16 protein-coding genes are annotated in these 21,298 nt (G+C 61.4%); 4 read left to right on the forward strand and 12 right to left on the reverse strand.

The features are described from left to right. Positions 1 to 119: 119 nt before the first annotated feature. The gene (locus BLT86_RS16320; RefSeq protein ID WP_092378101.1) at positions 120 to 2,186 is read right to left on the reverse strand and encodes an LTA synthase family protein; all 2,067 of its coding nucleotides are present in this window, start codon (positions 2,184 to 2,186) and stop codon (positions 120 to 122) included. A gap of 165 nt (positions 2,187 to 2,351) precedes the next feature. Between BLT86_RS16320 and BLT86_RS16325 the strand changes: the two genes are divergently transcribed. Together BLT86_RS16325 and BLT86_RS16330 are read left to right on the forward strand one after the other, a co-directional pair. Next, on the forward strand, positions 2,352 to 4,283 hold the full coding sequence (locus BLT86_RS16325; RefSeq protein ID WP_092378104.1) for a putative nucleotidyltransferase substrate binding domain-containing protein: 1,932 nt from the start codon (positions 2,352 to 2,354) through the stop codon (positions 4,281 to 4,283). Beyond that, positions 4,280 to 4,981 carry a 3'-5' exonuclease gene (locus BLT86_RS16330; RefSeq protein WP_075750232.1) on the forward strand — a complete coding sequence of 234 codons (702 nt, stop codon included), beginning with the start codon at positions 4,280 to 4,282 and terminating at the stop codon, positions 4,979 to 4,981. Before BLT86_RS16325 ends, BLT86_RS16330 begins: the two co-directional genes overlap by 4 nt. Positions 4,982 to 5,145: 164 nt before the next feature. Here the strand turns inward: BLT86_RS16330 and trhP are convergent, their stop codons facing one another. The 8 genes from trhP to BLT86_RS16370 form a co-directional block, all read right to left on the reverse strand. Beyond that, a complete protein-coding gene (gene trhP / locus BLT86_RS16335; protein WP_092378107.1) occupies positions 5,146 to 6,453 on the reverse strand; it encodes a prephenate-dependent tRNA uridine(34) hydroxylase TrhP in 1,308 nt (435 codons plus the stop codon). A gap of 222 nt (positions 6,454 to 6,675) precedes the next feature. After that, positions 6,676 to 7,182, reverse strand: coding sequence for a hypothetical protein (locus BLT86_RS16340; RefSeq protein WP_092378110.1), 507 nt, complete (start codon positions 7,180 to 7,182; stop codon positions 6,676 to 6,678). 91 nt (positions 7,183 to 7,273) lie between these two features. Beyond that, entirely contained in the window at positions 7,274 to 9,043 is a 1,770-nt protein-coding gene (locus BLT86_RS16345) for a sodium:solute symporter family protein (protein WP_075750237.1), read from the reverse strand. Positions 9,044 to 9,049: 6 nt separating this feature from the next. Continuing rightward, positions 9,050 to 9,310, reverse strand: coding sequence for a DUF4212 domain-containing protein (locus tag BLT86_RS16350; protein WP_075750239.1), 261 nt, complete (start codon positions 9,308 to 9,310; stop codon positions 9,050 to 9,052). Positions 9,311 to 9,594: 284 nt separating this feature from the next. After that, positions 9,595 to 10,383: a PA3715 family protein gene (locus BLT86_RS16355; protein ID WP_092378114.1), complete on the reverse strand. Its 789-nt coding sequence runs from the start codon at positions 10,381 to 10,383 to the stop codon at positions 9,595 to 9,597. A 144-nt stretch (positions 10,384 to 10,527) separates the two neighbouring features. Then, entirely contained in the window at positions 10,528 to 10,830 is a 303-nt protein-coding gene (locus BLT86_RS16360; protein ID WP_092378117.1) for a hypothetical protein, read from the reverse strand. Positions 10,831 to 11,020: 190 nt separating this feature from the next. After that, positions 11,021 to 12,364 (reverse strand): cell envelope integrity protein CreD, encoded by a 1,344-nt coding sequence (gene creD, locus BLT86_RS16365; RefSeq protein ID WP_092378119.1) that lies wholly within the window; start codon positions 12,362 to 12,364, stop codon positions 11,021 to 11,023. A 178-nt stretch (positions 12,365 to 12,542) separates the two neighbouring features. Next, positions 12,543 to 13,079 (reverse strand): phage infection protein, encoded by a 537-nt coding sequence (locus BLT86_RS16370; protein WP_092378122.1) that lies wholly within the window; start codon positions 13,077 to 13,079, stop codon positions 12,543 to 12,545. 246 nt (positions 13,080 to 13,325) lie between these two features. Between BLT86_RS16370 and BLT86_RS16375 the strand changes: the two genes are divergently transcribed. Both BLT86_RS16375 and BLT86_RS16380 read left to right on the forward strand, forming a co-directional pair. Beyond that, positions 13,326 to 14,957, forward strand: a complete 1,632-nt coding sequence (locus tag BLT86_RS16375; RefSeq protein ID WP_092378125.1) for a VRR-NUC domain-containing protein — start codon at positions 13,326 to 13,328, stop codon at positions 14,955 to 14,957. Beyond that, positions 14,954 to 17,254 carry an ATP-dependent DNA helicase gene (locus tag BLT86_RS16380; protein ID WP_092378127.1) on the forward strand — a complete coding sequence of 767 codons (2,301 nt, stop codon included), beginning with the start codon at positions 14,954 to 14,956 and terminating at the stop codon, positions 17,252 to 17,254. Before BLT86_RS16375 ends, BLT86_RS16380 begins: the two co-directional genes overlap by 4 nt. Before the next feature lie 118 nt (positions 17,255 to 17,372). Here BLT86_RS16380 and BLT86_RS16385 read toward each other — a convergent pair whose 3' ends face one another. The 3 genes from BLT86_RS16385 to creC all read right to left on the reverse strand — a co-directional run bounded on the left by BLT86_RS16385 (position 17,373) and on the right by creC (position 21,295). Then, positions 17,373 to 18,731 carry an HsdM family class I SAM-dependent methyltransferase gene (locus tag BLT86_RS16385; RefSeq protein WP_157719685.1) on the reverse strand — a complete coding sequence of 453 codons (1,359 nt, stop codon included), beginning with the start codon at positions 18,729 to 18,731 and terminating at the stop codon, positions 17,373 to 17,375. Then, positions 18,728 to 19,300, reverse strand: a complete 573-nt coding sequence (locus BLT86_RS25815; protein WP_157719686.1) for a restriction endonuclease subunit S — start codon at positions 19,298 to 19,300, stop codon at positions 18,728 to 18,730. The genes BLT86_RS16385 and BLT86_RS25815 overlap by 4 nt, the downstream gene beginning before the upstream one ends. A gap of 573 nt (positions 19,301 to 19,873) precedes the next feature. Continuing rightward, on the reverse strand, positions 19,874 to 21,295 hold the full coding sequence (gene creC, locus BLT86_RS16390; protein WP_092378134.1) for a two-component system sensor histidine kinase CreC: 1,422 nt from the start codon (positions 21,293 to 21,295) through the stop codon (positions 19,874 to 19,876). Positions 21,296 to 21,298 lie beyond the last annotated feature (3 nt).

A 21,298-nucleotide genomic window follows, 5' to 3' on the forward strand; every position in this document is an offset into this window, starting at 1 on the left:
GGCACCTCGACCATAAAAAACCGCCCTTCGGGGCGGTTTTTTTATGGGGAGTGTCGCGGCTAAAGCCCCTCCCACAGGGCACTCAACTTTGTGGGAGGGGCTTTAGCCGCGACAGACAACTAGCGCGTGGCCTGCGCTGCCTTGTCCGCTGTTACCCCGGTGGTATTGCCCAGCAGACTGGTTGTCGCGGTCTGCACGAAGGCCGACAGCTTGCGCTCCAGATCGCTGCGCCGCTGCGCATCGTCGATCACCTCGGCACTGGCCTCGTGGCCAAGCTGGTAGCGATACAGGCGCGCATCACGATCACGCGGTTTGACCAGGATGTTGTCACCGGTCACCAAACCCACGGTCTGGTCGCTCCCGGACGGCTTGATCACCGCCACACCGGCATCGCCCTCAGGCAGCGCCAGCAGATCGCGGCCCCAGCATTGCTGCTGCACGGGCTGACCGAGGCGGCCCATGATGGTCGGCACCACGTCGATCTGGCTGCCAACGGTGTCGCGGCTGCTGCCGAAGGTGTCCTGCACGCCAGGGCCGATCAGCAGCAGCGGAATGCTGAAGCGCGACAGATCCATCTCGGTAATCTGCTCATCGTTGCCGAAACCATGGTCACCCAGGATCACGAACAGGGTGTCCTTGAAATAGGGCTCCTGGCGCGCCTTGGCGAAGAACTGGCCGAGCGCCCAGTCGGCGTAGCGCATGGCAGTCAGGTGTTCGTCCAGTGAACCGTGGCCGGTGACGCGCTCGACCGGCAGGTCTTCCGGCAGCGCGTAAGGCGTGTGGTTGGACAGCGTCTGCAGCAGTGCATAGAACGGCTTGCCCTGGCTGCCGAGCTTGGTCAGCTCGTCGGCACCGCGGCTGAACATGTCCTGGTCGGACACGCCCCAGGTCGGGTCGATGAAGACCGGGTCGACGAAATCGTCGCGGCCGACGAAGTTGCGCATGCCCTGGTTGGCGAAGAAGCCGGACTGGTTATCCCAGGCGAAGCTGCCGTTGTACACGTACACATCGTCATAACCACGGGCACTGAGCAACTGCGGCAGGCCGGAGAACTGGTGGCCACCTTCGGGCATGCGCATCAGGTATTCGAACGCCGGCAGGTTGGGGAAGCAGGCCATGGTGGCGAACATGCCCTGATGGGTATGGGTGCCGTTGGAGAATACGCGCTGGAACAGCAGCCCTTCCTTGGCCAGGGCATCGAAGTTGGGGGTAATGCCGTCCTGGTTGCCCATGGCGCCGATGTAGCGGCCGGCCATGCTCTCCATGAGAATCACCACCACGTTGCGTACCTGCGGCAGTTGGCCTTCGGCCGGCGGCGTGTAAACGCGGCGCACGGCGGCCTGGTCAGGGTCGATCAGCTCATCGCGCGGGGTCAATAGCAGGTCGCGGGTGATCTGCTGTGCTTCGTCAGCCGGCAGGGTGGCCTTCCAGCTGTTGTCGCGGTGATCGGAGAAGAAGTTCTCGGCGGCGTCGACCAGAGTCAGGGCGCCATTAAGGCCCAGGTGATTGGCGAACATCGAATCGGTGGTATAGGCGTCGCCCCAACGCAGCGGCGGGCCGGAGCGCAGGGTGCCACGGGCAGCAACCACGCAGACCAGCAGGAACAATACGAACACGGCGGTGCGGGCCGGCCAGCGCGGCGGCGCAGCATGCCCGCGCGCACGCGTGGCGCGCTCGATACAGCGGAACAGCCAGGCCAGCAGCAGCGTCGCCAAGGCCCAGGCCAGCAGCAGGCGCAGCACCGGGAAACCGTTCCAGATCATGCTGGTAACGGTGCCCAGGTCTTCCTGCATGTACTGGAACACCAGGCTGTTCAGGCGCTGGTGAAATTCGCGGTAGAAGTTCAGCTCGACCACGGCGAAGAACAGGCACAGGCTGGTGGCGAACGTCAGCCAGGCCACATGCAGCCGCCGTGCACGCATCGCCGTAACGCTGAGCAGCGACAGGCTCAACGGCACGCACAGGTAGACGATCAGGCGCAGATCGAAGCGCGCGCCATTGATAAAGGCTTCGACGAAGGTGCTGGCCGGCGTATCGGCGATCAGCGCGTGGTTGTAGGCCAGAAGCCCCAGGCGAGCCAGGGCGAAGAGCAGCAGCATGCACAGCGCGCTGCCGAGGATGAACGCCAGGTGACTACCAACACTGACCTGCGCCGCCTTGTGGGCAGCTGGTACGGATGACTGCATGGATATGCCTTGCTCTTTACGGAATACGTGGGCGGGAGCAGTCTGCCTGGGCACCAGTCAAAATTTCGTCAAAACGGCGCTGCCTGCACCCTACTTAGGTGCAATGGGCAACCCGGCGGGCCAGAGCCACACTGAGAACATCCCGAAACTGCGAGGTGCACGCCCATGAGCAAGGCCGACGCGATGGCCGATGCGGGCAAGACAGCGGTGCTGCAGAACATCCACGGCACCATGGAGTTCCTGCAGAAGTTTCCGCCCTTCAACCAGATGGACACCGCCCACCTGGCGTTTCTGGTCGAGCACTGCCAGCTGCGCTTCTATGCCGAGGGCGACTCGATCATCAAACCCAGCGATGGCCCGGTCGAGCACTTCTACATCGTCAAGCAGGGCCGCGTGCACGGTGAACGCCCGCACAGTGCGCGGCGTGGCACCGAGACCACCTTCGAGATCACGGCTGGCGAGTGCTTTCCCCTGGCGGCGCTGATCGGCGAGCGCGCCACGCGCACCGAGCACCTGGCCGCCGAAGATACCTTCTGCCTGCTGCTGTCCAAGCTTGCCTTCGTCAAACTCTTCGCCGTCTCCAACCCACTGCGCGACTTCGCCCTGCGCGGGGTCAGCAGTCTGCTCGATCAGGTCAACCAGCAGGTGCAGCTGCGCGCGGTGGAAACCCTCGGCGCGCAGTATTCGCTGGATACCCGCCTGGGTGAACTGGCCATGCGCCAACCCATCGGCTGCGCCCCCGCCACGCCGCTGCGCGAGGCGGTGCGGCTGATGCACGAACAGCATGTCGGCAGCATCGTCATCGTCGATCCGGCCGAGCGGCCGCTGGGCATCTTCACCCTGCGCGACCTGCGTCGGGTGGTGGCCGACGGCGTCGACCTGGCCCAGCCGATCAGCAACCTGATGACCCCCAGGCCCTTCCACCTGGCGCCGGACGCCAGCGCCTTCGACGCCGCCATCGCCATGACCGAGCGGCATATCGCTCACGTCTGCCTGGTGGACCACGAAAAACTCTGCGGGGTGATTTCCGAGCGCGACCTGTTCAGCCTGCAGCGCGTCGACCTGGTGCATCTGGCACGCACCATCCGCCACGCCGGCAAAGTCGAGACCCTGGCCGGGCTGCGCAGCGACATCCGCCTGCTGGTCGACCGCATGCTCGCGCATGGCGCCAGCTCGACGCAGATCACCCATATCGTCACCCTGCTCAACGACCACACCGTATGCCGGGTGATCGAGCTGACCCTTGAAGAAATGGGCGATCCGGGCATTCCCTTCACCTGGCTGTGCTTCGGCAGCGAGGGCCGCCGCGAGCAGACCCTGCACACCGATCAGGACAACGGCATTCTCTTCGAGGCCGAAAGCGCCAGCGAGTCTGCTGCCATCCGCGAGCGCCTGCTGCCGATCGCCCGCGAGATCAACCAGCGCCTGGCGCAGTGCGGCTTCACCCTGTGCAAGGGCAATATCATGGCCGGCAACCCCGAGCTGTGCCTGTCGCGCGAGGAGTGGTCGCGGCGCTTCGCCGGCTTCGTCCTCGAAGCCACGCCGGAAAATCTGCTGGGCTCGACCATCTATTTCGACCTGCGCGCGATCTGGGGCCCGGACGAAGGCTGCGAACAGCTACGCGAGGAGCTGCTCGGACGCATCGCCAACAACAGCCTGTTCCAGCGCATGATGGCGGAGAACGCCCTGCGCCACCGCCCGCCGGTTGGACGCTTCCGCGACTTCGTGGTGGCCCGTTCGGGCGCCGACAAGGACACTCTCGACCTCAAGGTGCAGGGCCTGACGCCCTTCGTCGACGGCGCCCGTTTGCTCGCGTTGGCCAACGGCATCAGTGCGGTCGGCACCCTGGAGCGCCTGCGCGCGCTGATCACCAAGGGCGTGATCGAGGCCCTGGACGGCGCCGCCTATGAAGAGGCCTACCACTTCATTCAGCAGACGCGCATGCAGCAGCATCAACTGCAGGCACGCGACGAGCTGCCCTACTCCAATCGGGTCGACCCCGACCACCTCAACCACCTGGACCGGCGTATTCTGCGCGAGTCGTTCCGCCAGGCGCAGCGCCTGCAGAGCAGCCTGGCCATGAGGTATCAGCTATGAGCAAGTTCACCTGGTTCACCGGCCGCGGTCCGGCCCTGACCCAGCAGCAGCTGCAACGCCGCGAGGCCTTGAGCGCTCCGGCGGCGTTCGACGAACGTCCGCTGCACCAGCAGCGCTTCGTCGTCCTCGATCTGGAAACCACCGGCCTGAACATGCGCCGCGATCAGGTCCTGGCCATCGGCGCGGTGGTAATCGACAACGGTGCCATCGACTTCGCCGAGCAGTTCGAATGCACCCTGCACCGCCCCGATCACCAGGCCAGCGCCAGCACCCTGATCCACGGCATCGCCCCCAGCGAAGTGGCCCGTGGCGTGGAGCCAGCCGAGGCACTGCTGGATTTCATGGAGTTCGTCGGCAGCAGTCCGCTGCTGGCGTTTCATGCCGAGTTCGACCAGCGCATGCTGGCTCGCGCGCTGCGCCAGAGCCTGGGCTATCGCCTGCAGCACCGGTTCTTCGATGTCGCCGAAATCGCCCCGCTGCTGTGCCCACAATCGCGCATTCGCCAAGGCGGGCTCGATGAGTGGGTCGCCGAATTTGGCCTGCAGGTACACCAGCGCCACAACGCCAGTGCCGACGCCCTGGTGACCGCTGAACTGGCGCTGATGCTGTTCAGCAAGGCGCGCCGTCAGGGCATCGACAGTCTTTGCGATCTGGAGCGCCAACTGGCCAGCCAACGCCGGCGTCAACACGCCATGTAAACAGGCCCTACGAAGCTTATTCGCAACTTCAAGGTGCGCACAGCGCACCCTAAGGACTGGCCAGCCAGCGTCAGCAGGCCATATACAGCGCATCGCCCGCAAGCGGGCTCCTACGACGCAATCCCCCGTAGGAGCCGGCTTGCCGGCGATCCATCTTGGCCGTTCTACAGATCGCGCATCAGCAATCCATAATCCAACCCCACTTCCGCCGGCAACGGCAGGTACAGCACATGGCCGTCGCCCGGCGCCACTTGCTGCGCCTGCCCCTGTGCGCTCTCCAGTTGCTCCAGGGTGAAGCGCAGGTTGCCCTGCGGGGTCATCAGCTCCAGCCCATCGCCCACGGCGAAACGGTTCTTCACCCGCACTTCGGCCAGCTCACCACGGCGCTCGCCGGTCAGCTCAGCGACGAACTGCTGGCGCTCCGACACCGAGCTACCGCGCGCGTAGTTCTGGTATTCGTCATGCACATGGCGACGCAAGAAGCCCTCGGTGTAACCACGATGCGCCAATGACTCAAGACTGCCCAGCAGGCTCGGGTCGAAGGGTTTGCCGATCAGCGCGTCATCGATGGCGCGGCGGTAGACCTGCGCAGTACGCGCCACGTAGAAGTGACTTTTGGTACGCCCCTCGATCTTCAGCGAATGCACGCCCATGCGCAGCAGCCGCTCGACGTGCTGCACCGCGCGCAGGTCCTTGGAGTTCATGATGTAGGTGCCGTGCTCGTCTTCGAAAGCGGCCATTTCTTCACCCGGCCGCCCAGCCTCTTCGAGCACGAAGGCCTGGGTGGTCGGCGCGCCCTGGCCGAGGGTCGGGTCGACCACTCGGACGATTTCGCCCAGTTCGTTCTCGCTCGCGGGCGTGGCCTGGTATTGCCAGCGGCAGGCATTGGTGCAGGTGCCCTGGTTGGGATCGCGACGATTGATGTAGCCCGACAGCAGGCAGCGCCCGGAATAGGCCATGCACAGCGCGCCATGGACGAACACCTCCAGCTCCATGCCCGGCACCTGGCTGCGGATTTCCTCGATCTCCTCCAGCGCCAGCTCACGCGACAGGATCACCCGCGTCAGGCCCTGCTGGCGCCAGAACTCGACACTGGCCCAGTTCACCGTATTGGCCTGCACCGAGAGATGAATCGGCATCTGCGGATAATGCTGACGCACCAGCATGATAAGGCCCGGGTCGGACATGATCAGCGCATCCGGCGCCATCTCGATCACCGGCGCCAGGTCCTTGAGGAAGGTCTTCAGCTTGGCGTTGTGCGGGGCGATGTTGAGCACCACGTAGAACTGCTTGCCCTGGGCGTGCGCCTCAGCGATGCCAAGGGCCAGGTTGGCGTGGTCGAACTCGTTGTTGCGTACGCGCAGGCTGTAACGCGGCTGACCGGCATACACCGCATCGGCGCCGTAGGCGAAGGCGTAGCGCATGTTCTTCAGGGTGCCGGCTGGCGACAACAGTTCGGGGAAACGGGGCATGACCGCAAGCTCGAAAATCAGGGGCTGGCGATTCTATGCAGGTGGCAGGCGTGGATATTGATCTGGGTCTATCGGGCGCGGAAAAGCGCCCAAGCCAGGCCCCTTCAGCGAAGGGGCGGTGCGCACGGCCTAGGCGGCCCCGCGACACCCTACGCAAGATCGCGGCTCCAGCGGCAGTTAAAGGCAGCCGCACGCCGCAGCACTCAGCGAAAAGACAGCACGCTAGCGACAGACCTGACGATAAAGTTCGTCGTCCTTGTCGATACGCTTGAGCTGGGCGAGCTGAGGCTGTTTCTTCTCGTCCAGCGGCAACAACTCGCCGGTTGCGCAATTGAGCAGATGGGCTCGGTGCGAAACGTGATCGATGTGCTGCTTCTCGAAGCGATAGAGCATGAACTCGGCGACTGGTGCGTCCGCTACCTGCTCACGTACGACGCTCTTGCTGTCGAGCACGGTGAAGGCGGTGACCATCGGTACGAAGTAGCTCCACGGGCGCCAGAACACGTGGCCCGTTTCGGTCGCGACCACGACCGACTCTTTGGGCTGGCGCGCCTGCTGATGCTCGAACCAGGAATACTCGTAGAACACCTGATAACCCAGCATCCCCAGACCACCGAACAGCGGCACGATCCACTTTGGCAGTTTGTTACGCGTCAGTTTGCGCAGCAGCAGAGCGATACCGGCAGCGCCGAGCCCCGCCACCACGATGGCAAGCAAAGTCCACAACATATGGTTGTTCCCGAAAAAAGACGGGCCTCCAGTGGAGGCCCGTCTGTCAGACCCTGGACCATCGACAGATGGCGTCAGGCCAGGATTATGCTTAGTGGCTCAGCGCGGCACCAGCACCTTTGGGGGTACGTACGCTTTCCACCAGATCCTGGATTTCCTGCGGCGGTGCGGCGGTGACCTGCGATACGGCGTAAGCCACAGCGAAGTTGATCAGCGCACCGACGGTACCGAAGGAAGCCGGGGAGATACCCATGAACCACTGGTCCGGGGTGTTGGGCAGCATGTTGGTCTCCGGAATGAAGAACCAGCCCAGGTAGGTGAAGATGTACAGCAGGGTGATCACCAGGCCGGCGACCATACCGCAGATCGCACCCTTGTCGTTCATGCGCTTGGAGAAGATCCCCATCATCAGCACCGGGAACAGGGTCGCCGCGGCGATACCGAAGGCCAACGCCACCACCTGCGCAGCGAACCCTGGTGGATTCAAGCCCAGATAGGTCGCCAGCAGAATCGCTGCAGCCATCGATAGCCGCGCTGCCATCATCTCGTTCTTCTCGCTGATCTTCGGATTGATCAAGGTCTTGATCAGGTCATGACTGATCGCCGAAGAAATTGCCAGCAACAAACCAGCCGCCGTCGACAGTGCCGCCGCAATGGCGCCCGCCGCGATCAGACCGACCACCCAGCCAGGCAGGTTGGCGATCTCCGGGTTGGCCAGAACCAGGATGTCGTTGTTCACGGTCAGCTCGTTACCGTTCCAGCCACGCTCCTGAGCGGTGGCGGTGAAAGCAGGTGCGGCATCGTTGTACATCTGGATGCGACCGTCGCCGTTCTTGTCTTCCCACTTGATCAGGCCGGTTTGCTCCCAGTTCTTGACCCACTCAGGACGCTCGTCATAGGCCAGCGCCGGAGCAGAAGCGCCTTCCGGATAGATGGTGGTCACCAGGTTCAGACGTGCCATCGAGGCAACGGCCGGAGCGGTGAGGTACAGCAGGGCGATGAAGATCAGGGTCCAGCCAGCGGACCAACGCGCATCAGCCACTTTCGGTACGGTGAAGAAGCGAATGATCACGTGCGGCAGACCGGCCGTACCGATCATCAGCGACATGGTGAACAGCACCATGTTCAGCTTGTTGTCGACATCGGCGGTGTAGGCAGCGAAGCCCAGCTCACGCACCACTTCATCGAGTTTCTGCAACAGCGGCACGCCGGACTCGACGTGGTCACCGAACAGGCCCAGCGGCGGGATCGGGTTACCGGTCAGCTGCAGGGAGATGAAGATCGCCGGGATGGTGTAGGCCACGATCAGTACCACGTACTGCGCGACCTGGGTGTAGGTGATGCCCTTCATGCCGCCGAATACGGCGTAGGCGAACACCACGGCCGCAGCGATCCAGATACCGGTGGAGTTGCTCACTTCGAGGAAGCGCGAGAAGGCAACGCCGGCACCGGCCATCTGACCGATCACGTAGGTCACGGAGATGATCACCAGGCAGATCACCGCAGTCAGGCGCGCGCCACGACTGTAGAAGCGATCACCGATGAAGTCCGGCACAGTGAACTTGCCGAACTTGCGCAGGTAGGGCGCCAGCAGCATCGCCAGCAGCACGTAGCCGCCGGTCCAGCCCATGAGGAAGGTGGAGTTGGCATAACCGCCGGCGGCAATCAGGCCCGCCATGGAGATGAAAGATGCAGCGGACATCCAGTCAGCGGCTGTCGCCATGCCGTTGGTGACCGGATGCACACCACCGCCAGCGACGTAGAACTCTTTGGTGGAGCCGGCACGCGCCCAGATGGCGATGCCGATGTAGAGCGCGAAGGACGCACCTACGAACAACATGTTGATGACGAATTGGCTCATGACCACTTACTCCTCGACGCCAAATTCTTTATCAAGTTTGTTCAGTCTCCACGCGTAGTGAAAAATGAGCCCGATAAAGAAGAGGATGGAGCCTTGCTGCGCGAACCAGAATCCGAGGTCGGAACCGCCGACGGAGATTCCCGCGACCATCGGGCGCAGAATCATGGCGAATCCGTAGGAAACCAGCGCCCAGATAACCAGGCTCCAGGTAATGAGCCGCACATTGGCCTTCCAATAGGCCGCAGCATTTGCTTGTTCAGAAGTCATAGACGCCTCCGGTTATTGTTATTCTGATGCAGCTTCAAACTAGCAGCAGGCCAGCACCTACCGACAGATAGACATTGGTATTAGCTGCATCGCAGAGCGCTTCTGGAACGCCTGGCCCTACCCCGGCGAGCCGCGCACGCTGCAGGCGGGGATTTCAGTCAGCCTGTAAGGGCGAGCGCCGAGTGAACGCTATTCACCTGGCTTGCCACCTCGTAGCCTGGATGCAATCCGGGGGTGATCTATTATGCCGCTCCCGGATTGCATCCAGGCCATGCGCAGCGCCTTCAGAGCGGGTCGGAAACCAATTCGATCGGCAGCAGATAACGCTCCTCGTCGTACTCGATGGGCAATTGGTAGCGATGCGTGCTCTCTTCGATGGTCTGGCATTGGCCATCGACCAGCGCCATGCGTCGTTCTACGCGGGTGTCCTTGAGCCGCAGGTCGCGATAGCCTTGGTTACCAATACGCTCGGTGATGATGACCACCCCCTTGGTTTCGCTGAACTCTCCGGTGCAGTTGGTATCCCATTCGCCCCAGGACAAAGCGACCGGCAACTCCCCCAGCAGCAGTCGAAGGCGCTGGGCCGCCAGTTCATACAAATGCAGCTGCGTTTCACTGAAGGGATTAGCCCGCGAGCTGTTCTCGCGCGAGATTCGAACGCCAAAAGCCAGATCATCTCCACGCAGGCGATAAGGCGCGGTATCGAAGGCCAACCTGGTCACGTAGATCGCATCCCAGTCCAGCCGGTTGGGCTCCACCAGCCGTGCCACAACATGTTGCCTGGCGCTATCGAGCAGCAGCACTTCCAGGTCCGCCTCGCCATGACTGTCGTGCTCTGCGCGCACCAGTGGCATTGCGATCAAGGTCAGCTCAGGCCGCGCCGGCCAAACCTTGCAGATGCTCTGTTCGGCATCCACCCGGTAACGCCCGCGCTCATCCTCGAGCACCTGACTGGCTGTATGGCCCGGATGGGCTATCTCGATCCAACTGGGCAACTGCTGCCGACAATCATCGGCCTGTGCCAGGCTCGCCAGCAGCAGACCGCCAAGGGCGATGATTAGTCTCTTGTTCATCCTTGAAGCACTCCCGTTCAACGAACCGCGAGTCTACGCAGCGGCCCGCCCACTGCCCATGATGGGCATCGCGAAACAGCCAGGCGATGCGCAGCGCCAGCAGATGTCCGGCACGCGCCTCTTCGCGCAAACCGATATGCCCGCTCATGCCCGGTACCACAGGCGCATGAAGCCCAGCGCCAGCAGCAGGCCGACCTGGCCCAATGCTGCGCAAAGCGACAGGAAGGAACGCAACGTGCTGTTTTGCGCCGCGTCCTGAATACCGGTCAGGGCATTCCAGAAACCGTCCGGCAGCACCATCAGGCTCGGGCTGGCGAGCGGCTTGCCGGTCAGCAACAGGCCGTCGATCAGGTTGAACCAGCCGCAGAACATCAGGCCGATGAGGATCATCACCGCCACCACCAGACCGAGGCCAAGGCAGGCAGAAAACTGCATGAGAAGACGCATGGGGTTCTCTCCAGAGAGGGCACTTCTAAAAACGTAGGCGAGGCAGTCAGCACAAGGCAAAAACAGGCGAAAAAGCGGAGTTTACGAGCTGTAAATGAGCATTTTGAGCCTGTTTTTAACGCGGTGATGACCACGCAGGTAGTTTTTAGAGGTGCCCGAAAGGGCGCGGTCTACGCCGCGCCAGTCATGATCAGGCTTGCGGAGCGCTGCGGCCGACGCCGTACCAGTCCAGTTTGCGGGTCAGCACCATCACACTGCCGAGCACGCCGAACACCAGCAGCGAGCCCATCAGCAGGGCGTAGTCCTCGGCGTTGAGCAGGCCATAGAGCATGGCGTACAGCGCTGCCAGCAAAGCGCCAAAGCCCATGCCGCGCCGCCAACTGTGCAGCACGAAGCTGACGTAGAAACCGATTAGCCCAACGCAGGCGCTGGCTGACAACGCATAGGCCAGGGCGAAGTCCAGATGCTCGGAGAGCGACAGCAGCAGCAGGTAGAACAGCGCCAGCGACAGGCCGACCAATGCGTACTGCACCGGGTGCACGGCCAGGCGCTTGAGCACCTCGAAGAGGAAGAAGGTGGCGAAAGTCAGGGCGATGAACAGCAGCGCATATTTGATTGCGCGGTCGGTCTTCAGGTACTGATCCACCGGGTCGACGAAACTCACCCCGAAGTTGCGGCCGAACAAAGCCTGGCAACGGTCAGCGCCCACGCAGTCGCGCAATGCCTCTTCCAGATTGGTGGCGAAGAAGCTGGTCTGCCACTCGGCGGTAAAACCCTTGGCGCTGATCTCGCGGCGGCTCGGCAGGTATTCACCGACGAAGCTCGGGTGCGGCCAGTCGGAGGTCAAGCTGACCCGGCTATCACGCCCGACCGGCACCACCGAGAGCTGCTCGGTGCCCTGCAGCTTGAGGTCGAAAGCGAACTCGAGAATCTGCCCGCCCTGGGTATCCAGGGCCGGAATCGGTGCATGCACGCCGGCACCGAAGTTATCGTCAGCACTGCCCGGCGCGAAGCTCAGGGTCTGGCCATTGAGGCGCAGTTGCAGGTCGTTGCTGATGCCGCGGATATCGCTGATGCCGACCGAGAGAAAGGGTTTCTCGAAGCGGTAGAAACCCAGCTCGTCGCCCAGCCCCAGGCGCGCCGGCAGGCGAAATTGGCCGCTGACCAGGCTGTCGCTGCGGTACAGGCGCGCTTCATAGATGCCACGGGCACGCAGCTCGGTAGCAACCGTTCCTTCGAGCACGAAGCGCTCCGGAAGGAAGTACAGGCGACCGCGACGCTGACGCTCTTCGCTATAGCGCTCACCGGTCTTTTCATTGGTCTTCCACTCATGGGTGGTCTTGATATAGGGCAGCACCAGGATCGGCCCGGTGATCTGCTGGCGGTAGCTGGAGCTGCGGGCGATATCCTGCAGCACCTCATGGCGCAGGCCTTGGCGCTCATCGACCAGGCCATCGATCATCAACAGGGGAATCATCAACAGCAGAATCAACAGGGCAATGGCGCCCAGCTTGAAGCCCAGGGTGCGGGTCATGGTACGCTCTCCGTAGCGAGTGAAGGTACGGCAGAGTCTGGGCAAGGGCGGTGGGAGGCGTATGGGGCGAGCGTGGAGATTGTGTGGAGAAGGGGTGAAAGAGAAAGGGCGCCGATTCAGGGCGCCCTTTCTAACTGCAATGCGGCATAAGACTGCTCCCGCGTGATGGATATCCGGATCAGCTGATACGGCTGGCACCTACGCGGTCGGCACCATCTTCGGCTACGCGGTTCAGGCCCACGCGGTCTGCACCACCTTCAGCTACGCGGTTCAGGCCTACGCGGTCAGCACCACCTTCTGCAACACGGTTCAGACCAACGCGGTCAGCACCACCTTCAGCTACGCGGTTCAGGCCCACGCGGTCGGCACCACCTTCGGCTACGCGGTTCAGGCCCACGCGGTCAGCACCACCTTCGGCGACACGGTTCAAACCAACGCGATCAGCACCACCTTCTGCAACACGGTTCGGGCCAACGCGATCAGCACCACCCTCGGCTACACGGTTCAGGCCTACGCGGTCAGCAGCACCTTCGGCTACGCGGTTCAGGCCCACGCGGTCAGCACCACCTTCGGCTACACGATTCACGCCGACACGATCTGCGCCACCTTCAGCGACTACAGGGGCTGCGGACTGTTGAGCGTTGATCTGCGGCAGGGCAAAAGCACTGGCGGACAGGGCGGCGATGACGAGGCTGGCGAGGATATGCTTTTTCATGTTCGTTCTCCTGAGGGGGTGAGTAACTGGCTACGGTTGCCATGTTACGCACGCCCCAGAACGGCAAAAGGCACATCTCGGGATAGTGACAATCGACGCCATCGATACCTGAAAAAGCGCTTATCGATCAGACAGATAGTTGCCACACGCAGCAACACAACGCCGCCCTCGCCTTCCGCCCACCTCAGTACTCCAGCCGGTGAACGGCACTAGCATCTGTATAAAAAACCAGTAAAACTTCGCAGCATGCTCAGCCTCGACGCTCCCGAACTCTATTACCTGGCCAATTTCCGCAAGGCCCTCGCCTGGCTCGATGCCCATCACCGTGACCTGATGGACGACGTCGAACACGCCTTCGTCGCGGACTTCCCCCAGGTGCCACTGCCCGCCCAGGCGCTGCTGGTACGTCTGGTGATGCGCAAGGGCGTGCACTTTCGTGTCAGCAAACTGCGCTATGCCGAGATCGGCGACATCCCGACCGCTGCCGCTCCGCTGCTGGAACTGGGCTGGCTGATCGACTGCGCCGCACTGAGCTTCGACGAACTCGGCGCCCTGCTGCTCAAGGACGAACTGGCCGCGCATTTCGTAAGCGATCTACCGCGCGGCACCCTGAAAAAGAGCGAAGTGCTCGAGCACCTGCGTGAGCTGCATATCGAACCCCGCAGCCTGGCCGACTGGTGCCCGAATATGGAGGAGCGTCTGCTGAGCCTGGCCATCGGGCCGCTATGCGACCGCCTGCGCCTGATGTTCTTCGGCAACCTGGCGCAGGACTGGTCGGAATTCGTACTCGCCGACCTGGGCATCTTCCGCTACGAGCAGGTGCCGATCACCCCAGGTTCGCGCGGTTTTCGCCACCGCCAGGACGTCGACGACTACTTGCACCTGCACGCCTGCCGCGAGGCTTTCGAGGTCGGCATGACGGTCACCGAGGTGCTGCAGCACTTGGGCGATTTCTGCAGCGACAGCCCGCATATCGGCGAACGCCACCAGCGCCTGCTACTGCAACTGGCGCAGCATCTGGAACGTGCCGGCGAGCTGGAATCGGCGCTGACACTGTACCGTGACACCCGCGCGGTGGGCTCGCGGCAACGGCAGATCCGCGTGCTGGAGCGCCTGGGCCAGGATGCCGAAGCATTAGCACTGGCCGAGCAGGTGATCGCGGCGCCGCACAACGCCGAAGAAGCGCAACTGGCCGAACGAGCACGCACACGTCTGCGCAAACGCCTCGGCCTACCACCTGCGGCCAAGGCGGCGAAGCTGATCGAGGATCGCCTCGACCTGCGCCTGCCGCGCGCCGCCAGCGTCGAGCTGGCCGTGGCCATGCACCTGAGCGAACCCGACGCGCCAGTACATTACGTGGAGAACACGCTGATCTGTGGGCTGTTCGGCCTGCTCTGCTGGGAGGCGATCTTCGCCCCGCTGCCCGGCGCCTTCTTCCACCCCTTCCACACCGGCCCGGTGGATCTGCACCGCGCCGACTTCCACACCCGCCGCAGTGAGCTGTTCGCCGCCTGCCTGGCGCGCCTGGAGGACGGCAGTTACATCGAGGCCATGCGCCGCACCCATGCCGAGAAGTTCGGCATTCAGTCGCCCTTCGTGTTCTGGGAGCTGCTCGATACCGAACGCCTGGAACAGGCCCTGACCTGCCTGCCACCCGCGCACCTGGCCGCCTGGTTCCGCCGCCTGCTGACCGATATCCGCGAGAACCGCGCCGGCATGCCTGACCTGATCCAGTTCTGGCCCAGTGAGGCGCGCTACCGGATGATCGAGGTGAAAGGCCCCGGCGACCGCCTGCAGGACAACCAGAAACGCTGGCTGGCCTTCTGCGCCGAACACGGCATGCCGGTCAGCGTCTGCTACGTGGAGTGGGCCGAGTGAGCCTGCGCATCGCCGTGCGCGAGCTGTGCGAGTTCACCGCCAAGGAAGGTGACCTCGATCTGCGCTTCACCCCCTCGCCCACCGCACAGGAAGGCATGGCCGGGCACGCCACGGTGGTGGCCCGGCGCGGCCCGGATTACGTGGCCGAGTTGCCGCTGATCGGCGAGTTCGAGGGGCTGACGGTCAGCGGACGCGCCGATGGTTTCGATCCCGAGTTTCGCCTGCTGGAAGAGATCAAGACCCACCGTGGCGACATCTCGCGCATCCCGGCCAACCACCGTTTGCTGCACTGGGCGCAGGTGAAGATCTACGGCTGGCTGCTGTGCCAGGAACTGGGCTTCGAGGAACTGGATCTGGCGGTTGTCTACTTCAACGTCATGACCCAGCAGGAAACGGCGTTCCGCGAGCGCCACAGCGCCGCGTCGCTGGGCGAGTTCTTCGCCCTGCACTGCCGCCGCTACATCCACTGGGCGCGGCAGGAACAGGCGCACCAGCAGGCACGCAACCAGGCGCTGGAAAGTCTGAGCTTCCCCTACGGCGAATTTCGCCACGGCCAGCGGCAACTGGCCGAAGCCGTGTATCGCGCCGCGCGCGACGGCCACTACCTGCTGGCGCAGGCCACCACTGGCATCGGCAAGACCCTCGGCACCCTGTTCCCGCAACTCAAGGCCATGCCCGGCCAGCAGCTCGACCGCCTGTTCTTCCTCAGTGCCAAGACGCCAGGGCGGCGCCTGGCGCTGGATGCCCTGCAACGCCTACGCGAACCGGACACCCCGCTGCGCGTGCTGGAACACGTCGCCCGCGACAAGGCCTGCGAGCACCCGAGCAAGGCCTGCCATGGCGACTCCTGCCCGCTGGCCAAGGGCTTCTACGACCGCCTGCCGGCGGCGCGCAGTGCGGCGCTGAAGGAGCGCTGGCTGGATCAGCAAGCCGTGCGCAATATCGCCATCGCCCATGGCGTATGCCCCTACTACCTGAGCCAGGAGCTGTGCCGCTGGAGCGACGTGGTGGTGTGCGACTACAACTACTACTTCGATCTCGGCGCGCTGCTGCACAGCCTCACCCTGATCAACCAGTGGCGCGTCTGCCTGCTGGTGGACGAAGCGCACAACCTGGTGGAGCGCGGGCGCGGCATGTACAGCGCCGAACTGGATCAGGCGCGCTTCAAGGCCATGTGCCGCGACGCGCCGAAGCGCCTGAAGAGCGTGCTGGAACGGGTCGACCGCCACTGGGATCAACTGCACCGCGAGCAAGAGGTGCCCTATCAGGTCTACCCGCTGGCACCGGACTTGCTACTCGCCGCCCTGGGCAAGGCAGTCAGCGCCATCACCGACCTGCTCACCGACCAGCCCGAAGGCAATGGCGGCGAGCTGCTCAGTTTCTATATGGACGCCATGCTGTTCTGCCGCCTGGCAGAAAGCTTCGGCCCGCACTCGCTGTTCGACATCAATCGCGACGAGGCGGGTAATGGTCGCAGCTACTCGACCCTGTGCATCCGCAATATCCTGCCGGCGCCCTTCCTCGGCCCGCGCTTCGAGGACGCCCACAGCGCCACGCTGTTCTCCGCCACCCTCAGCCCCAGCCACTACTACCTCGACCTGCTCGGCCTGCCGGAAGAGACCCAGTGCCTGGACGTCGCCTCGCCGTTCAGCGCCGAGCAACTGCACGTGCAGGTGGTGCGTAACCTGTCCACCCGCTACCAGCATCGCGACGCCTCGCTCACGCCGATCTGCCAATTGATGGCGCGCCAGTACGCCGAACGCCCCGGCAACTACCTGGCCTTTTTCAGCAGCTATCAGTATCTGGAACAGGTACTACAGGAGCTGCGCCGTGACCACCCGCAGATCCCGGTATGGACGCAGTCCCGGCAGATGGACGAAGCGGCGCGTCAGGGCTTTATCGAGCGCTTCCAGATCGGCGGACGCGGCATCGGCTTCGCCGTGCTCGGCGGTGTATTCGGCGAAGGCGTGGACCTGCCCGGCGAACGCCTGATCGGCGCCTTCGTCGCCACCCTCGGCCTGGCCCAGCTCAACCCGATCAACGAAGAAATCCGCCAACGCATGGACGCCCTGTTCGGCAATGGCTACGACTACACCTACCTCTACCCCGGCCTGCAAAAGGTCGTACAAGCCGCCGGCCGGGTGATCCGCACGCCCGAAGATCAAGGCGTGCTCTACCTGATCGACGACCGCTTCGCCCGCCCCGAAGTACGCAGACTGCTGCCGAGCTGGTGGCAGGTGGAACTGCTGCGCTTGCCGCACAGAACATCCACACCTGAACCACAACCTCTCCTGTAGGAGCTTACGATCAGTGCGCCCCTTGGATACTTAAACTGCGCAGAGCAACGAATTCAGCAGGAATGGAATCTAAATAGATCACCCCATTGAGGAAAGTCACCTAATCTGAATATCTATTTTATTCATCTAAAATCTCGTAAAACTCATGGAGAAGACTATCAAGCTGACTCTGCATTTCACGCTGCCTATCAAGCAGCTCTGAAAGGCTTCTCTTCTCCGCTGAAAGTGGCGAAATATATCTAGCCAAGCTTAGGTTATAGTTATTCTCTGCAATCACATCCCAACCTACCAATCTAGAAACTCCCTCAACCTCCCTTCTTTTTTCAAAAATATCTAGAACAGCCTTCCCAAACACCTGATCTCCGCTAGGCTTTTTTTGCAAGCGCTCATATACCGCCGCCCCATCCACAAAAAAAATACCCTCAGCCTCAATAGCCGAGCCCTTGAGCATCAAAACTGAGACAGGAATAGCTGTATTTATAAAAATATTTGACGGCAGCGTAACAACAGCATCAATCAGGCCGGATAAAATAATTGACTTCCTAATCTCACCTTCATCGCCACCTCTAAAAAGCACCCCCTGAGGCACAACAACTGCCGCACGGCCACTCTCCTTCATAGATTTAATAACAATCTGCAAGAAAGCATAATCAGCGTTAGATTTTGGGGGCAAACCAAATTCAAAGAAGCTGTAGTCAATTCCCTCTAAGTCGGAGAAAGGCATAGAAAATGGGGGATTTGCTAAAACTATGTCGTACTTTCCACATTCAACAAACCGAAGAGAACTCTCTACCTTTATGGAGGCATTATAAAAACCATGGAGATAACAGTTAATTTTAGCAATTCGGGCTGAAGAAATATTAATCTCCCTACCGCTTAGCAAAACCTCACCAAAAGCATTTAAATCATGCTTACCTGCAGCAACTAAAAAGCCACCAGACCCGCAGACAGGATCATACACACTTTCACCCTTACGGGGATTAACGGCGCTGACCATTAGATCAACCAACGTACGAGGAGTATAATCATCACCCGACTTTTTACTCCCACCATCAGAGAAATACTTAACTAGAAATTCAAAATACTCCCCAGCAGAACCAAAGACCTCATCTTCAGAGAGAAGCGAAAAAACATCAAAACAAAAATTTCTTATAAGGTTATCTGCATAACCGTCAAATGACCCCTTAAAAAAACTCAACATAACATCCGAGAAAAAATAGTCGCCATCAAGCTTCTCATCTAAAGCAGACGAATACTCCAGAAGCCCTGATTTCAGAGAGGCATTATTAGACTCAAAAATCGCTAAAAGACCATCAGAGCTCGCATCTCTCCGTCGAGACTCATGAGAAAGATAGCAAAAAAAATAAATCAATAACGAAAAGTCTCTGCACTCATAAAAATCAACAGCCAGACCTGATCTAAATTTACTTAAAACAGCAGCAAGCCTATCAAAAAACCGCCCATCAACCATACTCATACCAACAACCTCAAACATGCCTGCTCAGACAGTTCAGCTCCAACAACAAGCATTTCTTCAAGTAAAGCCTTTCTAGCTCGCCAATTCTCATAAAGGCTCAACACCTTCAACTGAATACTCTTATCCGGAACAGGAACAATAAGGCCAGCCAAATCTTTCAAACCAATACTCGAAACAACACTCCCGACCTTAAGTCCAGCGATATTTTTCCCACCTTCTTCCGAATTAATATACCAAGCTAGATAGCCAGGTAAAACAAAGTCAGGATTCGCCTTTATAACGGCAACTTGATTTGTCGTAATCACACTATCCTCCCCCCCACCATGAAACATTGCGGCTTCAACCCTAGCACCTTTAAGCGGAAACAAAACATCCCCTTCAACCAAAAAGTTAGATGGCGTACTTCCATTTAACGCCGCAAACCCTAGGGCACCTACATCAACACCCCTCTCCTTTATATCTTTAATCTGTACAAGCCTAACCCCGTCAGTGCGATCAGGATCATCTGCTTTACCTCGAAAGGTGTGCCCTGCCTTAATCTCAGCGATTTCACTTAGGCGCTTCTTCATTTATTACTCCTTCGTAAAAAAGATCTTTCGAGAGGAACTCACCTCAAATGTATCTTTTGACTGCGTCATAAAACCTGAGCTAGAGGCCTCATAGTAGAAGCTGAGCTCTGGCACCATCCATACCCATGGCAACACAACCCAATAAACTTTCCGCATTCTCAGAACCCTCCCTCTGTCATCACCAAAAACAGTACGCACACGTACTACCACGCTGAGAAACATCTTAGCCCTCCGAGATCAGTCCAGTCAACAGTACGCATACGTACGACAAAAAATTGAGCGCAAGTCGTACCGGGAATGCAGGCCTCGAAGCTCAACGTCCACCAGCAAGCAGCCCGGACAACCACTCCAAAGGCGGATGAAAAGGAATTCGCACTGCTCTGTCTATCCTAAGCAGCTCGATGTGCTTCGCGGCTGAAGCCGCTCCTACATGAAAGCTGGGGGGAGACGCTTCAGCGGCGACATTGGTACTTTGCCCGTCGCGGCTGCGACTGCATGGATGCAGGAGGTAGAGCGAAGCAGGATGCCAGAGCCGAAAGCCCCTCCCACAGGGCGGCCGGTGAGAGACGCAGCCTAGATGGGTAGCGTCAGGCTCACTTCCACCTCGCCTTCGACATTACCGATCTGCAACTCGCCACCATGCAGCTCGGCCACTTCCTGCACGAAGTTCAGGCCCAGGCCGGTGCTCTTGCGGCCGCCGTTGGGGCGCGGTAGGGAGTAGAAGCGTTCGGTCAGGCGCGCCAGGGCGTAGTCAGGGATAACTTCGCCCTGGTTGAACAGGCGCAGGACGACGCGCTCGCCATCGCGCTCGGCGGCGATGCGGATACGCCCACCGGGCGGAGTGAAGTCGAAGGCGTTGTCCAGCAGATTGGCCAGTGCCTGGCGCAGCAGAAAGCGCTCGCCGCGCAGGCTGAGGCCTGCTGGCACAACCTGTTCGATCTGCAGGTTGGCGGCGGTGATACGCGCCTGTTGCGCTTGCAGCAGTTCGTCCACCAGTGGCGCCAGCGGCACCGCCACGCGTTCTTCCAGCCCCTGGCGTTGCTCCACCTGGGCCAGGTGCAGCAGGCGTTCGATCAGGTTCTGCAGGCGCGCGCTTTCCTGCTGGATATTGGCCACGAAACGCTGGCGCTGCTCAGCCGGCATGTCACCGTCGAGCAGTTCGGCGGCGCCACGGATGGCCGCCAGCGGGCTCTTCAGCTCGTGGGTCAGGGTGTGCACGTAGCGCTCGACGTAGGCCTTGCCTTCCAGCTCGGTGCGCATGCGCTCCACCGCCTTGGCCAGTTGCCCCAGTTCACCGCCGCGCACGTTCGGTGCCTCGGCACGTTGTCCCTCACTGACCGCCTGGGCGTAGCGAGTGAGCTTGCCCAGTGCGGCGCTGAGCCACCAGGACAGCCCCGCGCCAATCAACAGGCCAAGGCCGATCAACCCGGCACCGAGCCAGCCAAGACGCGTTTGCGAGCGCTCGATATAGGGCTGCAGGGTGCGGTTGGGTTTGGCCACCGAGACCACGCCGATGATTCGCTCGCCGTCCTTGATCGGCGCGGCGACATACATCACCGAGGAGTCGGGATCGTCCGGGTCCTCACGGGTCGAGCGGGCGCCGTACTGGCCGCGCAGGGTCAGCAGCACATCGTTCCAGCGCGAATAATCCTGGCCGACCGCCAGGCCTGTGGAGTCGAGCAGGACGATGCCCTTGTCGTCGGTGACGTAGATACGGTGGTTGACCTCGGCCTTGGTCAGCCCCCAGATGCTGGCCTGCGGCTGGCGCCGGCCATAGGCTTCCAGCGCTTCGTGCAGACGACCTTGGCCGAGGGTGCCGGCCTTGACCTCGTCGCGCAGGATCTCGGCCAGCAGGTTGGCGGTATCGACCAGGGTTTCCTCGGTGCTCTGGCGCACGCCGGGGCGAATCTCGTCCATCACCGTGCTCAGCACGAACCAGCCGGCCAGGCCGACGAAGAGGAAGTAGACGAGGAAGATGCGCACGCCCAGTGGCATGAC

The sequence above is a fragment of the Pseudomonas sihuiensis genome (assembly GCF_900106015.1).
In the GTDB taxonomy this organism is placed as follows: domain Bacteria; phylum Pseudomonadota; class Gammaproteobacteria; order Pseudomonadales; family Pseudomonadaceae; genus Aquipseudomonas; species Aquipseudomonas sihuiensis.